At 59.3% G+C, this 15,903-nt stretch carries 13 protein-coding genes; 5 read left to right on the top strand and 8 right to left on the bottom strand.

What is annotated here, in order from left to right:
• Window positions 1-324 precede the first annotated feature (324 nt).
• The 4 genes from ACSPX5_RS26385 to orn form a co-directional block, all read right to left on the bottom strand.
• Window positions 325-2,835 carry a hypothetical protein gene (locus ACSPX5_RS26385; RefSeq protein ID WP_439820553.1) on the bottom strand — a complete coding sequence of 837 codons (2,511 nt, stop codon included), beginning with the start codon at window positions 2,833-2,835 and terminating at the stop codon, window positions 325-327.
• A 187-nt stretch (window positions 2,836-3,022) separates the two neighbouring features.
• Window positions 3,023-4,051, bottom strand: coding sequence for a hypothetical protein (locus ACSPX5_RS26380; protein ID WP_439820552.1), 1,029 nt, complete (start codon window positions 4,049-4,051; stop codon window positions 3,023-3,025).
• Window positions 4,052-4,224: 173 nt separating this feature from the next.
• Window positions 4,225-4,836 (bottom strand): trimeric intracellular cation channel family protein, encoded by a 612-nt coding sequence (locus ACSPX5_RS26375; protein WP_439820551.1) that lies wholly within the window; start codon window positions 4,834-4,836, stop codon window positions 4,225-4,227.
• 83 nt (window positions 4,837-4,919) lie between these two features.
• The gene (gene orn, locus ACSPX5_RS26370; RefSeq protein WP_439820550.1) at window positions 4,920-5,462 is read right to left on the bottom strand and encodes an oligoribonuclease; all 543 of its coding nucleotides are present in this window, start codon (window positions 5,460-5,462) and stop codon (window positions 4,920-4,922) included.
• Window positions 5,463-5,569: 107 nt separating this feature from the next.
• On the opposite strand from orn, the gene rsgA reads away from it, so the two are divergent.
• Entirely contained in the window at window positions 5,570-6,601 is a 1,032-nt protein-coding gene (gene rsgA, locus ACSPX5_RS26365) for a small ribosomal subunit biogenesis GTPase RsgA (protein WP_169428598.1), read from the top strand.
• Window positions 6,602-6,657: 56 nt separating this feature from the next.
• On the opposite strand, the gene motB is transcribed toward rsgA, so the two are convergent.
• Together motB and motA are read right to left on the bottom strand one after the other, a co-directional pair.
• Window positions 6,658-7,746 carry a flagellar motor protein MotB gene (gene motB, locus ACSPX5_RS26360; protein ID WP_439820549.1) on the bottom strand — a complete coding sequence of 363 codons (1,089 nt, stop codon included), beginning with the start codon at window positions 7,744-7,746 and terminating at the stop codon, window positions 6,658-6,660.
• A 3-nt stretch (window positions 7,747-7,749) separates the two neighbouring features.
• Window positions 7,750-8,601, bottom strand: a complete 852-nt coding sequence (motA, locus tag ACSPX5_RS26355; RefSeq protein WP_169428596.1) for a flagellar motor stator protein MotA — start codon at window positions 8,599-8,601, stop codon at window positions 7,750-7,752.
• A 167-nt stretch (window positions 8,602-8,768) separates the two neighbouring features.
• Between motA and ACSPX5_RS26350 the strand changes: the two genes are divergently transcribed.
• From ACSPX5_RS26350 to asd, 3 genes are read left to right on the top strand one after another with little or no spacing between them, the layout of a single operon-like run.
• Window positions 8,769-10,307 (top strand): HDOD domain-containing protein, encoded by a 1,539-nt coding sequence (locus tag ACSPX5_RS26350; RefSeq protein WP_323161978.1) that lies wholly within the window; start codon window positions 8,769-8,771, stop codon window positions 10,305-10,307.
• Window positions 10,308-10,346: 39 nt separating this feature from the next.
• Window positions 10,347-11,162: a rhodanese-like domain-containing protein gene (locus tag ACSPX5_RS26345; protein ID WP_169428594.1), complete on the top strand. Its 816-nt coding sequence runs from the start codon at window positions 10,347-10,349 to the stop codon at window positions 11,160-11,162.
• 18 nt (window positions 11,163-11,180) lie between these two features.
• Window positions 11,181-12,041, top strand: a complete 861-nt coding sequence (asd, locus tag ACSPX5_RS26340; RefSeq protein WP_169428593.1) for an archaetidylserine decarboxylase — start codon at window positions 11,181-11,183, stop codon at window positions 12,039-12,041.
• A 60-nt stretch (window positions 12,042-12,101) separates the two neighbouring features.
• Here the strand turns inward: asd and ACSPX5_RS26335 are convergent, their stop codons facing one another.
• Window positions 12,102-12,503 carry a lectin OAA family protein gene (locus ACSPX5_RS26335; RefSeq protein WP_207865594.1) on the bottom strand — a complete coding sequence of 134 codons (402 nt, stop codon included), beginning with the start codon at window positions 12,501-12,503 and terminating at the stop codon, window positions 12,102-12,104.
• A 222-nt stretch (window positions 12,504-12,725) separates the two neighbouring features.
• Between ACSPX5_RS26335 and ACSPX5_RS26330 the strand changes: the two genes are divergently transcribed.
• Window positions 12,726-14,480 (top strand): molecular chaperone, encoded by a 1,755-nt coding sequence (locus ACSPX5_RS26330; RefSeq protein WP_439820548.1) that lies wholly within the window; start codon window positions 12,726-12,728, stop codon window positions 14,478-14,480.
• A gap of 117 nt (window positions 14,481-14,597) precedes the next feature.
• On the opposite strand, the gene serB is transcribed toward ACSPX5_RS26330, so the two are convergent.
• Window positions 14,598-15,812 carry a phosphoserine phosphatase SerB gene (gene serB, locus ACSPX5_RS26325; RefSeq protein WP_169428590.1) on the bottom strand — a complete coding sequence of 405 codons (1,215 nt, stop codon included), beginning with the start codon at window positions 15,810-15,812 and terminating at the stop codon, window positions 14,598-14,600.
• Window positions 15,813-15,903: the final 91 nt, after the last annotated feature.

Below are 15,903 nucleotides of genomic sequence, written 5' to 3'. Positions count from 1 at the left end.
TACATGACGTCCATACAAGGACGCGCCCAAGTATTGACGCATGACTAAAACAACAATAACAGCCAAGACACTCGACAAATTATGAACAGGCCATCCGAGGAAATACCTTAACATCAAACCCGGCAAAGCAAACAAACATTCAAAAAGGGAAACTCCAAATTACGAAATTCAAGCTTTCCATCCGCACCCCTTTCGTTTCGGCATTCCCCGCAGCGCTTCTCTCCTTTATTCTGGCTTTACCGATAACAGAAGATGAAGCGCTACGTTATTCATTCGTATCAGATCGTGTTAGAAAAATACGCAGAACGTTACGCTTATCAACAATCAGCTACTGCTTGAGTCTGTCCCGAACCCACTTTCTGAAGAGTCACTTTCGTACTCCGAGTCTGAAAAATACTCTTCCACTTTTATTTCTATTTTTCTATCCATGCTGGAACGGTCAAGATATTGGTCAATTCGCTCCCTGGAAGCGTTATTCAAGGGGTTGCCCACCAGACCGATGAATAGATTCTGTGTATCCAGAATATCGAATAACTCATCCCCCACATCGACAATATTATTGTTCTGCAACGTCAATATCTCGAGCTCCTTGAGTGTTCCTACTCCCGAAGGCACATTTGAAAGATTGGCGTCATGCAGCATCAACTCAGTCAGATCCTGCATGAAGCCTACATGCGGAGCCACCGTCAAAGGGTTCTGTGACAGATTCAACAGTGTCAGCGTTTCTATTCTCCCCAGCCCCTCAGCCGTTGCTTCAGAAAGTCTGAGCGAGCACCCGTTCAAGGTAAGTTGACGCAACTCACGCATTTGGAAGATCCCTGGCGCAAGGTCCTCCATTTTTACGCCGTTCACCATCAAATATTGAACGTTGGGAAAACTGTCGAGAAATGGACCGATCCGTGCCTCCGGATTTTTTGCGGTTAATATTAACTCTGTTACATATTCGAATCGGGTGGATAACCTTGGTAACTCGCCAGAAAAATCGACATCAGCAGAAAAATGATAGTCACCATATTCCCATCTCGAAATCGACTTGCGCTGCCAGATATCCTGCAGCAACTTGCTGAATTGCTCGCGGGCCTGGCGCTGTTCGACAAGTGTCGGCGCTGACGACCATCCCGACGATTGCGAATGAGGTGATGACTCACCGGCACTCCATATCGCCAGTTCTTCACGCAGCATCGCGAACTCTTTTTCAAGCCGCTGTATCACGCCGGATGGATCATTCTTCAATCGCCGGTTGATAAACGCCGTCACCTCCTCATCCTTGAGTTGCGGATAAAGCTCACGCACGCTGTCTACAACTGACTTTGCCGATGTCGGATCGTTATCGGCTCCACCTCGCAATCCTCCCGTTTGCGCGTATTGCAAGGCAGCGGGATCGACAGAAACCGGCCGTGGAGCCATTTCCAGAACTTCGCTCACGACTTGGCGCGAGGGCAACGGCTGTAAACGCACCAATTGCCGTAACGCTTGCCCTCCTCCGTCCAGGACACCGAGCGCCTGACGCTGAACGGGCAATAACCGCAACCAGACTGACGAATAGAGATCGCTCGTATCTTTGGCAGACGCGCCCTCGGGGCTGTCGATGACATACCCGGCGTCCTGTCTGACCAGTACATGAAGGAACGGCGCCTGAACATCGCCAACAGCGGTCGCGACTTTTGCGTTGTGACGAATTTCGATACGAACTGTCGATGGCCATTGCGCAAGGAGGCCGATCATATGCAACGCCAGCCGATCACTATCGAAACTGGATACCGAATCAAGGTAAATCCCTTCACAGGCTCTTGCCAGACGCACATCGCGCATTGCCAGCTGCGCGTCTTCTGCCATTTGTCGTGTCATTCCCGAATGACTGTGCACATACAGACGATCGGAGGCGCTTGCGTCCTGCCACAGCGCCTCGGCCACCGTTTTGGTCAGTTCCGGAAAACTGCGTCGCATCTGCAACGTGTTTTCATCACAGTCGAGTTCAAACGCACGCTCATGATCCTGGAAGAGCAGAGCCCGGTCCCTCTCGGCAAGATCGCCCTTGCGCGACTTCAGCAGCGCCAGCAGTTGTGGATCGAGCTGGGCGCGAACCAGCGGATCGGGATGCTGCAGTTGTGTGAAGAAAATCTGGATTTTCCGATCGAGGCTGAAACGCCTGAGAGTTTCCTGGAGCACCGCGAGGGAACGAGAATGAATGGGGAAATCACGCGCCAACGCTTCATCCATGCCACTCACCGCAAGGACACGTGTCATTGTAATTTCAGAGAAGTCGTCCACCGAATACCCCACGCGGCGAACCAGTTCAGCCGTCCGTCTGTGTATCGAATCCGTCCTTGCGAGACGATTGCGCGAATCACTGCTGTCCAGTGCGAGCCAGAACCGGCCCTCACCATCGGGCTTCAATAGCGGACCGGAAGGGTTGAGCTCTCTGGCTTGCGTGGCGCGAAGCAGACCACTCCCGGCATCCAGGACCACTTGCACGAAATGGCCGTCGGCGACTGCCACAAACTGACGCCCCTTGTACATCCGGATGCCCTGAGCATCGGCGTCGCCGAGGAGTGTTGAAGCAGGTATCCGGTAATCTGCCAGGGAGCGGGGCGCGGAAAGCATCGCAAGCTCGTCGATCGCAAAAGCAACCGGGTTCGCACTCACATTGCTCTCCTGCATCAATGCACCCACCTCTAGCCGGGGGAAGGGGTTCGACGGTTCCAGTCGATTCGGCATGGATACCTGCGGTGCTACTGGAATGGGGGAGGTTGGTCGATGTGAAACATCGATGCTGAAATCGGGTGAATGGTTTGGGGCAGGAACAGTTTTGACCTTTGGCGTTTTGTCAGCCATTGAGTTCTCATCCTTGAGGAGTAGTTTACGCTGGCCCCCGCAGAACCAAGGGGCCAACACAAGTCATAAGTACTGCACTTTTTATGCGAATACCCGACAATTGAACATCACAGAGTATCGATATCCGCCGTTAAAAGAGCATATATACCTACTACTCCTGCCGAATGTGCATCAGCAGAAAATGCTATCAACCTCGTTCAAGCGTGAAGTTGCGCGTATAAAAATCCAGCCTCAACGCTAAACGATGCTCGGTACCGTGTTGATCAATGGCGCGAAAGTGAAATATTTCGCCGTGCCTGGAACCAGGTGCAATTTCAGAATATTCGGACAGCGCCTGCACAACCGTCAGCTCTCCGTTGTGATCATTGACCCTTACAGAGTATGTTTTTGACTCTCTTGTAATGGCATCGGGGAAAAGATACGCAATGGGATCGCCATTAAATGGCAGTTTCACCTCCAGAGTATTCCGTTCCGGGCGGACAAAAGTGGCCCGCATAAAATTGGTTCTCGGCTCCTCTAACTTGTTGCCCCCAGCAAAAGCGTGGTCTTTCCCCGCTTCAGCTCCGTCTGCAATCCAATCAACCAGCTTGATCTGCTGCCCCTGCGGATAAAGCCCCAGATAATAGTTGAAGATACGATTACCGGGTTGCTCATTGCCGCGCCGGGCTTGATACCAGCGGAACTGTTCAATGGCATAAGCCGGAGGCGTTTGGGATTCGATCGTAATGCTGCTGTCATGGACGCTGGACAGCGTGGTTCCGTTACTGAGAATTCTCAACCCGTTCAGAGACAGGCGCGCAGCGATCCTGGTCGTTCCTGCGACCGATGAGGATACCCAGAAGGTGCGAACCTGAGGATGAACGCTGTCATTTTCAGCATCGTCGTAAACGACCTCACCTGTCGCCGACGTTTGCGTCTCAAGCGTGTAACGCCCTTGTTCGGTGCTCGCCGCCCAGCCGTCACGTAACGTCCTGCCGGTACTGTAATGAATGAGTTCTATGCTATCCATTACACTTTCCGGCACGTGCACGAAGTTGCCGTTGGCATCCACTCCGGACACCAGAACTTGCACTTTCACCTGCATGCGGCCATTGCCGTATAGTGATTTGCTGGTGGTGCTGTCGCCAGCATCAAACTTTACCTTGAAGCTGGCAAGGCCTTCGAGAACAGGTGCGATGGTTTGCCCGCCCTGTGTTTCGCTCACATCTTCATTCATGTTGCATTTCCTTTGAGGAGTTTTATTCAAGGATTGGCATTGAACAATCCATCAACAAAAGAAATAACATGACCTTAAAACAATCAGCAAAGCGAAAAATGTAAGAAACATACACTTGCAAACCGCCGAAAGGCTGCAAATGGTCGTTTATTAAACCGTGACTGCAACAACTATCAATGCTCGTCGCTATAGACAAACTTTGGCATTTCCCAATGAAAACGAATCGCCAGCAATCGCAACAGAAAACCGCCAAACAAGGTAATCAGGATTGCCTGCTCACTCGGCACATTGAGATACAGGCACAACATGTAACACCAGGCCGCTGCAAAAGAGACGCTGGCATACAACTCACGGCGAAAGATCAGCGGAATGTCGTTGCAGAAGATGTCGCGCAGGATGCCGCCGAATACCCCGGTGATCACGCCGCTGACCGAAGCCACCAGCATGCCGTGGCCCATTTCCAGGGCGGTCATGCAGCCGATCAGCGTAAACGCCACCAGGCCGACCGCATCGAGCACCAGAAACAGCGAACGCAGGTGACGCATCCAGCGCGCGGTGAACACGGTGATCATCGCCGCGACCGTGGTCAGCACCAGGTATTCCGGGTGTTTGACCCAGGTCAGTGGGTAGTGCCCGAGCAACACGTCGCGCACCGAACCGCCGCCCAATGCCGTGACGCAGGCAATCAGCACCACGCCAAACCAGTCCATGCCGCGACGGCCCGCAGACAGGGCGCCGGTCATGGCTTCGGCAGTAATGGCAACGAGGTAGAGCATCAGCAACATGGTGGCGATCCTGGCAGGAAGGCGCGCAGTCTACTCACTTCGCCGAGGCACCAAAAGAGGGCGCCCCGGCGTGGGTGCCGATCTCAGAACTTGATGAAATGCTTGCGGTAGTGCTGCAGCTCGGCGATGGATTCGCGGATGTCGTCCAGCGCCAGGTGAGTGCTGCCTTTCTTGAAGCTGTCACGCACGTCCGGCGCCCAGCGCGCGGCCAGTTCCTTGAGCGTGGAGACGTCGAGGTTGCGGTAGTGGAAGTAGCTTTCCAGCGACTTCATGTGGGTATAAAGGAAGCGGCGATCCTGACAGATGCTGTTGCCGCAGATCGGCGACTTGCCCTTCGGCACCCACTTTTCGAGGAAGGTGATGGTTTCGGCTTCCGCTTCGGCCATGCTGATGCGGCTATCGCGCACGCGCTGGGTCAGGCCGGAGTTGCCGTGGGTGCGAGTGTTCCACTCGTCCATCCGGGCGAGGACTTCGTCGCTGTGGTGGATGGCGATCACCGGGCCTTCGGCCAGGGTGTTGAGATCGCTGTCGGTGACGATGGTGGCCATTTCGATGATCACGTCGTTTTCCGGATCCAGACCGGTCATTTCCAGGTCGATCCAGATCAGATTCTGCGGGTTTTGCATATTTCGGCTCCTGAGCAATGCTGCGCAGTTTAGCCTAGGGCGATGCCCGGGCGTGCTAAACTCGCGGCCGTTTTACCTAATCGCTGCATTCTTCAGACGGAACACCCATGGCCAAACGCCAACTCAATCGTCGTCAAAACTGGCGCATCGAAAAGATTCAGGGCGAGCGCGCCGCCCGCGCCGCCAAACGCGAGTCCTCGGCTGTCGAGGCGCTCGAAGGCGGCGACCTGGGCCCGGAACAGCATGGCCTGGTGATCGCCCACTTCGGTGTGCAGGTCGAGGTCGAGGCCGTTGACGGCGAACTGGCCGGCCAGGTCTTCCGCTGCCACTTGCGGGCCAACCTGCCAGCGCTGGTAACCGGCGACCGCGTCGTCTGGCGCGCCGGCAACCAGGGCATCGGCGTGATCGTCGCGCAACTGCCGCGCACCACCGAGCTGTGCCGTCCGGACAGCCGTGGTCAGCTCAAACCGGTGGCCGCCAACGTCGACATGATCGTCATCGTCTTCGCCCCGCTGCCCGAGCCCCATGCCAACCTGATCGACCGTTATCTGGTCGCCGCCGAACACGCCGGCATCCGCCCGCTGTTGCTGCTGAACAAGTTCGACCTGATCGACGAGCAGAACGCCCCGGCCCTGAACGCGCTGCTGGCGGTGTACCGGACCCTGGGTTATCCGGTGCTGGAAGTCTCGGCGCACCATGGCAACGGCATGGAGCAGTTGCAGAAACAGCTCGACGGGCGCATAAGCGTGTTCGTCGGTCAGTCCGGTGTCGGCAAGTCGTCGCTGGTCAACAGCCTGCTGCCCGACGTGGAAACCCGTGTCGGCCCGCTGTCCGAACTGTCCGGCCAGGGCACCCACACCACGACCACCGCACGGCTGTTCCACTTCCCCGGCGGCGGTGAACTGATCGACTCCCCGGGCATCCGCGAATTCGGCCTCGGCCATGTCAGCCGTGCCGATGTCGAAGCCGGTTTCATCGAGTTCGACGACCTGCTCGGCACCTGCCGCTTCCGCGACTGCAAGCACGACCGCGAACCGGGCTGTGCCTTGCTCAAGGCACTTGAGGACGGACGCATCCAGCAGCAGCGAATGAACAGCTACCGCTCGATCATTGCCAGCCTGCCGGAAAACGGTTACTGAGCGTTCAAGTAGCCAGACACAAAAAAGCCGCGATCATCTCGCGGCTTTTTTGTGGATCACTGTTTCGGCGCGGGCGCCGGAGCAGTGGCCGGTGCAGCAGGCGCCGGGGCAGGCGCCGGGGCAGGCGCCGCGCTGCCCGGCTCGACCGGTTTCGGCAGCGGGTCGTCAAACAGATTCAACCGTTCGCGCAACTCGTGGGCCGGCACTGGCTGCTGATCCGCCGGCAAGGCATTCGGGTCGACCGGTTTGGCTGGATCGGCACCGTTCTGCCCTTCAGCCGGTTTCGCCGGCTCGGCACCTTGCGAACCTTCGATGGCGGCCTGGGCCTTCTTGGTCAGGACCACGATGTCGATGCGGCGGTTGACCGGGTTGAACGGGTTCTCCTTGTCGAACAGCGCCGACGAGGCGTAACCCACCACGCGCGCCACTTGCGAATCCGGATAACTGCCCGCCACCAGCGCACGCCGGGCGGCGTTGGCACGGTTGGCCGAGAGTTCCCAGTTGCCGAAGTCGCCAGTGCCGGTGTACGGCTTGGCGTCGGTGTGGCCGCTGATGCTGATCTTGTTCGGCACCGCTTTGATGGTGTCGGCCATGGCCAGCAGGATGTCTTCGAAGTACGGCTTCAGGCGCGCAGAACCGGAGTCGAACATTGGCCGGTTCTCGGCGTCCATGATCTGGATACGCAAGCCGTTCGGCGTGATTTCGAACAGGATCTGGTCCTTGAACTTCTGCAGTTGCGGGTTCTCGTCGACCTTGTTCTGCAGTTCTTGCAGCAGCAGTTCCAGGCGCTCCTTCTCGACCTGCTCGGCCATGCCTTCAACCTGTTCAGTATCGACTGTGACCTTGTCCGGTTGCGGCTGAGACTTCACTTCAGGGTTGAGGGTGTTTTCCGGCGCCAGGGTCGGCGTGCCGCCCAGATCGATGATGTACGGCGTGCCGCTCTCGGAGAAACCGACCGGGTCCTTGAAGTAACCGGCGATGGCGATCTTCTGCTCCGGGGTCGCGGTGGACAGCAGCCACAACACCAGGAAGAACGCCATCATCGCCGTCGCGAAGTCGGCGAAGGCGATCTTCCACGCCCCGCCGTGATGCCCGCCGGCGATGCGCTTGACGCGCTTGATGATTATCGGCTGGTTATTTTCCATGACTTAGCGACCGCGAACGGCTTGTTCCAGCTCGGCAAAGCTTGGACGGTGAGCCGGGTACAGAACCTTGCGACCGAACTCGACAGCCAGCGACGGCGGCATGCCGGAAGCCGAAGCCACCAGCGAGGCCTTGATGGCTTCGTAGACGTTCAGCTCTTCCTTGGCATCGTGGGCCAGGGAGTGCGCCAACGGACCGAAGAAACCGTACGCCGCGAGAATACCGAAGAAGGTACCTACCAGTGCCGCACCGACGTGCAGACCGATGGACTTCTGATCGCCTTCACCCAGGGAGGCCATGGTCACCACGATACCCAGTACCGCCGCGACGATACCGAAACCCGGCATGGCGTCGGCAATGCCGTTCACCGCGTGGGACGGATGCTCGAGGTCTTCCTTCAGGCTGTACAGTTCCATGTCGAACAGGCCTTCCAGCTCGTGGGGAGCCATATTGCCGGACGACATGATGCGCAGGTAATCACAGATGAACGCGGTCATGCGTTCGTCCTTCAGCACCGCCGGGTACTTGGCGAAGATCGGGCTCGCGGCGGCATCTTCGATGTCGCCTTCAATGGCCATCATGCCTTCGCGGCGGCTCTTGTTGAGGATCTCGTAGATCAGGCCCAGCACTTCCAGATAGAACGTGTGGCTGAAACGCGAACTGAACATGCCCAGGGATTTCTTGAGCACATGCATCGTCATGTAACCGGGGTTGGCCTGGAGGAAGGCTCCGAGTGCCGCACCGCCGATGATCATCACCTCGAAGGGCTGGATCAGGGCGGCAATCTTGCCGTGGGAGAGCACGTATCCGCCGAGCACGCTCGCGAATACGACGATGATGCCGATAATTTTAGCCATAGGTAGAAAGGTACTTGTTTAAGTCGGGTTCAAGGTCATATTCGGAAGTTAAAAAATCTCTTCTTCTACTTATCGGCAAAACTGCGCCAGACTATAGCCAGTTCAGGCGAAAAGCCAATTTAGCCCATGCCGGGCGCGTCTACAGTCAGTGAAGATCTCGTCCAGACATGGCTAATGAAACGAACGTCCCACACGCAAGACCGACCACACTCGATGGCTGGGTGAAGCTGCTCGACGGCGTGCGCCTGCCGGTACCGCAAGAAGCACACGACCGCGTTTGCCGTGCCATCCGCGACAATCGCAGCTCGTTGCGCGATATTGCCGAGCTGATGCAGGACAGCCCGGCACTGGCCCTGAGCATCATCCGCGAAGCCAACCGTCACACCCAGGGCAGCATGACTGCGCCGGCGGAAAACCTTGAAGTGGCGATCAATCGTCTTGGTCTGGCCCGCACCGAAGAACTGCTGGCACGCCTGCCCGCCGAACCCCAGGCTCAAATCCCCCAGGCCTTGCGCCAGATACAGATGATCAGCCAGCACGCCACCCAACAGGCCAACGGCTTTTTTGCCAGTCGCCTGGCGCGGCTGTGGCAGGACATTCATTGGGGCAGCCTGCTGTTTCTGTCGCCGCTGTGGCCGTTGGCGCTGACCTTTCCCAAATTGCTTGAAGAGTGGGAAGTGCGGGTTATCCACAAGGGCGAATCAGCGCGAGTCGTTGAAAAGCAGCTGTTCGGCGTGCGCCTGCTGAAAATCGGCGAAGCGCTTGTGCAAGCCTGGCGTCTGCCGATCTGGGTGCAGCAAGGTTACCGACTACTGCTGACCGAGCAGCGCGAACTGGTCAAGGTCCTGCGCATTGCCCGCGACGTCGATCATCCACTGCGCCAACAGAATCGCCTCGATGACGACCCGACCTTGCGCCGCTGGCTCAACCAGCCAGCCAACACCGTGCTGCTGGCCAACGGTCTGGCACTCTCGGCGCAACAGGCCTGGGACAGTCCGCACAGTGAACGCTGGCAATACCTGACCAGCCTCTACCTGCAAATCTCGATGGACGAGGTGCAACAGCAGTTGCACCAACAGGCCGCTGTCAGCGCTCGCCATCACTTCATGCCCGACCTCTGGCACCCGGCGGTCTCGCTGCTGTGGCCGTGGGGCACCCGTCGTCTGCCCGCCGGAATGCTGCCGGCTGCGGCGCCGTCCGCTGAAGACCTGACTCAGTGGCGCCGGCAATGCGCCGAGCTGCTGGCCGTGCCAAGCCGCTTCACCAACGCCATGAGCCTGACCGTCGCCGCACGCGATGCGCTGGTCGCCAGCGGCATGCGTCGGGTGATGATCCTGATGGCCGACCGCAGCCACGCCAATCTGCGCGTCCATCAAACCTCGGGGTTGCCGAAGGAAGCTGCTGCGCTCAATTTTGTCGTCAGCCAGAGCACCGTGCTGCAACGATTGCTCGCGCAGCAGGCGCAGGTGCGGATCACCCCGGACAACAACGCCCAGTTTTCCGCCCTGCTGCCGCCCTCGCTACGCGCCCTGTTTCGTGGCGAACACCTGTTCCTGCGCTCGCTGGTGAACAACGGCCGGGTCATCATGATCGTGGTCGCCGACCAGGGCGGCGGGCCGTTCGCCGACATCACCGTACAAGCCTTCGGCAAAACCGCGCAGTGCATCGAGAAAGCACTGCACAGCTTTAGCCAGCGCGGCCAATGACAGCTACAATCCTTCCCCTTTGTGCTCTGGAGACCTCACATGCCTGACTTCTCTGGCCTGGCGCTGGTGATCGAGCCGAGCGACCTGCTCCCGCGCCTCGACGACCGCAATCTGATTCTGGTGGATCTGACCAGTGCCGCCCGCTATGCCGAGGGTCACCTTCCCGGCGCACGCTTCGTCGATCCGAAGCGCACCCAGCTGGGCCTGGCACCGGCTCCGGGCTTGCTGCCGACAAAGGAAAAACTTGAAGAGCTGTTCGGCGAGCTGGGCCACAACAAGGACGCGGTCTACGTGGTCTATGACGACGAAGGCGGCGGTTGGGCCGGACGCTTCATCTGGCTGCTCGACGTGATCGGACACGACAAGTACCACTACCTCGACGGCGGCCTGACGGCGTGGCTGGCGGAAGGTTCGCCAATGTCGATCCAGGTTCCTCCAGCGGTGGGCGGCCCGGTAGCCCTGACCCTGCACGACGAGCCGACCGCCACCCGTGAATACTTGCAAAGCCGTCTCGGCGCCGCTGACCTGGCAATCTGGGACGCTCGCGGGCCGCTGGAGTATTCCGGCGAGAAAGTCCTCGCAGCCAAAGGTGGACACATCCCCGGCGCGGTCAATTTCGAATGGACGGCGGGCATGGACCAGGCGCGTCAACTGCGCATCCGTACCGACATGCCGCAGATCCTGGAAAACCTCGGGATCACCAAGGACAAAGAAGTCATTACCCACTGCCAGACCCATCACCGGTCCGGTTTCACTTATCTGGTGGCCAAGGCCCTCGGTTATCCGCGGGTCAAGGGCTACGCCGGTTCCTGGGGCGAATGGGGCAACCACCCCGACACCCCCGTCGAGCTTTAAGGATTTTTAAGGACAGTCATGAAAGAGCGTTTGTTTATCATCAGCCAGTACCTGCTGCCTCATCACTTGCTGTCGCGCCTGGCCGGCTGCATTGCCGAGTGCCGCGTGCGCTGGTTCAAGAATGCCTTCACCACCTGGTTCGCCAAGCGTTATCAGGTGGACATGTCGCAGGCACTGGTTGAAGACGTCACCGCTTACGAGCACTTCAATGCCTTCTTCACCCGTGCCCTGAAAGACGGCGCCCGCCCGCTGGACCCGACCCCGGGCGCGATCCTCAGCCCGGCCGACGGTGCGATCAGCCAGCTCGGCCCGATCGAGCACGGTCGCATCTTCCAGGCCAAGGGCCACAGCTTCAGCGTGCTGGAACTGCTGGGTGGCGACGCGGCCAATGCGGCGCCGTTCATGGGCGGTGAATTCGCCACCGTTTACCTGTCGCCCAAGGACTACCACCGGGTGCACATGCCGCTGGCCGGCACCCTGCGCGAAATGGTCTATATCCCGGGGCGGATCTTCTCGGTCAACCAGACCACCGCGGAAAACGTTCCGGAACTGTTTGCCCGCAACGAGCGCGTAGCGTGCATCTTCGACACCGAGCGCGGACCGATGGCCGTGGTGCTGGTGGGCGCGATGATCGTGGCCTCGATTGAGACCGTGTGGGCCGGTCTGGTCACGCCGCCGAAGCGTGAGCTGAAAACCTTCCGTTACGACGAAGCCGCCCGTGCGCCGATTCATCTGGAAAAAGGTGCGGAACTGGGGCGCTTCAAGCTGGGTTCGACCGCGATCGTGCTGTTCGGGCCGGATCAGGTGAAGTGGGTTGAAGAACTGAAAGCCGGCTCGCCGGTACAGATGGGTCAGGCCCTGGCACTGTCGAACGCCTGAACCTGCTGATCCGCCCCTGCGCACGTCTGCGAAGGGGCGGACACGACCTGAGTAGCGCCGTTACTCTATCTGCCCACGGAAGCCGATCGGCCCTTCGTTGGCGTAGGTATTGGTGCCGCTGAGGTTTTTCCCGCCGTCACTCGACGTGACACTCAACGCGATAACGTTCTGGTTATCCCGACCGCCGATCACCCATTTGCCACCCGGATGCCAGGGGGCATCGTTGCCACCCCACTGGTTCTCGACGTTGTACTGGTTCTGACCAGTGCGCTGAGCCTTGAAGCCAATAGGGCCTTCGCCGGCGTAAGTCATGGTGCCGGTGAAACTTTTGCCGCCATCGCCAGACTTGATGTCGATGGCGACGACTTTCTGGTTGTCCCGCGCGCCCAGGACCCAGGTTCCACCCGGATGCCAAGGTGCCGAACTACCGCCCCATTGGTTTGCCACTGCGTATTTAGACATGAACCTCATCTCCTTGAAGTTTTTCAGAGACCTGCCCGACGTTGGCGGCAAGCCGTGCAACCGTGCGTTTCCGATCGCACGCCAGAGAGCCTAGTAGCGCCAGCCGAAATGGCACCAGGCCAGCAGACCAATGGTAAAAAAGCCTGATAAACGCCTGCGAAACAGACCACAACTGCTAAAGTTTTTGGCATTGCCCTATTCGCCGCCGGAGCTGGTCACGGCATGAGTGAGCCTCGATCCCAACCACAACTGAGCGCCCCGATCCCGGCGCTGTTGCGCCTGTCATTCTGTGAAGCCACCCCGCGCGACCTCAAGCGCTGGATCGCCGGTCTGCCCAAGGCCAACATCGGCGAAACCGCGCGCCAGCTCTATCAGGGGCTTGGTGAACTCAATCAATTGCTGACACCCAGCGACAACCGCCTGCACCTGCTGGAGCTGTTGCGGCCCGAGGTGTATTTCGTCTGCCAGCACCTTGAGCGACATTTTCTGCATCAGGCGATCATGCTCGATGAGCGCTCGCGCAAGATCAGCAACCTGTGCCAGGCCCTGCAAAGCCATCTGGCCATCGGCTACAAACAGATCGTTCTGCGCATCGCCCCCAAATACACAAGGGATCGGGCAGCCTTGTTGAGCGTAGCGCTGCAACGTGCAACCCACGCGCTGAAAGGACAACTGCTGCGCGCCACGCAGCTGTACAGCCCGGCGCCGGAACAGCTGTGGTTTGAACTGCACCAATTGTTTCGCTGCGCCTGCGACTTGCAGCTGCAGCATCGCCGGGTCCGCGATGACCTGGCCAGCCTGGCCGGCGAACTGAGCGTCGAACAGACTTATATCGCCGCCCTGCTGCTGGGCAGCGCTCGCTGCAATCAGTTGCGGCAGAATCCGATCGCCCAACTCGCGCAGGTGCTCGAGCCCTGGAGCGCCTGGCTGAAACTGCATCCCGGTGCCCCGGGCGAGGGATTGTTCGCCATTTCTGCAGAGATCGACGCCGGCCCGCGTTATCGCAGCAAGTTTCGCAGCGAACAACAGCCCGACCTGCTCGGCTTCGATCCGCAACCGCTGGTGAAGGCCATCGAGGCTCACCTGCTGCATCAGGAGACTTCGACGCCGCTGCCCGTCCCATCCGGCCTGACCCTCGACACCCTGCAACATCTGCTCGCCACTTGGGGCGAGGCCGCCGAGCGCAGTTTTCAGCGCACCGTCGGCCAGGGCAACCTGACTGTGTGCGTCGGCATGAGCGCCCTGCACTTCTATCTTGGGGGCGAACGCACATTCAGCGAATTGCTCAAACACCCGGGCTCACGCGCCGCCAATTTCAGCCAGGCGGTGGCTCAAGGTGAAAAGGACAGCTGGAGCCAGGCCTTCGACGCCGCTCCGCAGAGCAAGGCCGACGAATTCCTGCCCTACGAGGAAATCCGCTACGAACCGCTGGCCGACGACGAAGGCGACGCTGACAGCCCGCCGCATTACCCGACCTATGCGTTGCCGGTCATCAACCACAGTCCGGGCGGTTACTGCCTGGCGTGGCCAAAAGAAGTGCCCGCCGAATTGCAGACCGGGGAAATGGTCGGCATTCAGGACACCACGAATCAGGGCTGGAGCATTGCCGTGGTGCGCTGGATCCGTCAGGTGCGTGGTGCCGGGACACAAATGGGTATCGAGCTGGTGGCCCCATACGCCCAGCCCTGCGGCCTGCAACTGGTGCGCACCCGGGACGATCACAGCCATTACCTGCGAGGTTTGCTGTTGCCGGAAATCAGCGCCATCGACTTGCCCGCAACGCTATTGGCGCCGCGACTGCCGTTTCAGGAAGGCAACAAAGTGCTGATCAACACCCAGGGCGAAGAGCACCGCGCCGGGCTGGATCGGCGAGTAGCGAGCACACACAGTTTCAATCAGTTCGCTTATCGCTCATTGGAGACCGCGCAGAATGGCGGGAGCGAGGAGGATTTCGACTCGTTGTGGAAATCCCTTTGAGTACAACCAGGTAATCCAGGGCGCTCCCTTCGCGAGCAAGCCCGCTCCCACATTTGAAATGCATTCCGATGTGGGAGCGGGCTTGCTCGCGAAGGGGCAGCTCAGGCGGCAGAGCTTTCAGAGCTGCCCGTCGCGATCCCGGAAGCCCAACAGGTACAGCACGCCATCCAGACCGAGCGTCGAGATCGCCTGCTTCGCCGATTGCTTGACCAGCGGCTTGGCGCGGAACGCCACACCCAGACCGGCAATCGCCAGCATTGGCAGGTCGTTGGCGCCGTCGCCCACGGCAATGGTCTGCTCCAGACGCAAACCTTCTTTTTCAGCCAGCTGTTTCAGCAGATCGGCCTTGCGCTGGGCATCGACGATCGGCTCGATCGCCACGCCGGTGCACTTGCCGTCGACCACTTCCAGCTCGTTGGCGAACACGTAGTCGATGCCGAGTCTGGCCTGCAATTGCTTGGCGAAGTAAGTGAAGCCGCCCGACAGGATCGCGGTCTTGTAGCCCAGGCGCTTGAGTTCGGCGAACAGGGTTTCTGCGCCTTCGGTCAGGCGCAGCGAGGCACCGATCGAATCGAGCACGCTGACATCCAGCCCCTTGAGCAGTGCCAGACGCTCCTTGAAGCTGGCGCGGAAGTCCAGCTCGCCGGCCATCGCCCGCTCGGTGATTTGCGAAACCTGGTCGCCGACACCGGCGGCCTTGGCCAGCTCGTCGATGACTTCGGCTTCGATCAGGGTCGAGTCCATGTCGAACACCGCCAGGCGACGATTGCGACGGAACAGCGAATCTTCCTGGAAGGCGATATCGACGTTCAGTTCCTGGGCAACGCTGAGGAACTCGGCGCGCAGGGCCTGCGGATCGGCGGCTTCGCCACGCACGGAGAACTCGATGCACCCCTTGCCCTTGTCCGCGGGAGTGTCCAGCGGCATGCGCCCCGACAGACGGTCGATGTGGTCAATGTTCAGGCCGTATTTGGCGGTGATCGAACTCACGGCCTGCAACTGGCCGGCGGTGACCTTGCGGGTCAGCAGTGTGACGATGTGGCGTTTTTTGCCCTGATTGCCCACCCATTGCTGGTAATCCTCTTCGGATACCGGGGTGAAGCGCACCTGCTGGTCGAGCTCGTAGCCCTTGAACAGGATGTCCTTGAGCACAGAATTGCCTGGCTCGGAGTCGGGGATTTCCACGAGGATGCCGAACGACAGCATGTCATGGATCACCGCCTGACCGATGTCGAGGATATTCACACCACCCTGGGCCAGAACGCCGGTAATGGCCGCAGTCAGACCGGGACGGTCGACTCCCGTGATGTTAATCAGGACGATTTCGCGCAACGCGCACCCCCGCAACTGGAAAAAAACCGCATTCTACCCACTTTCAGTGACCATCGGGCACCGCCAGCGCTTTGCCGGTCTAGGGCCTGTC

The organism is Pseudomonas sp. HLG18, from assembly GCF_051903985.1.
Taxonomy (GTDB): Bacteria; Pseudomonadota; Gammaproteobacteria; order Pseudomonadales; family Pseudomonadaceae; genus Aquipseudomonas; species Aquipseudomonas fluorescens_BT.
Note: the sequence above shows the minus strand (reverse complement) of the source record. Positions and strands in the feature narration are given on the sequence as shown.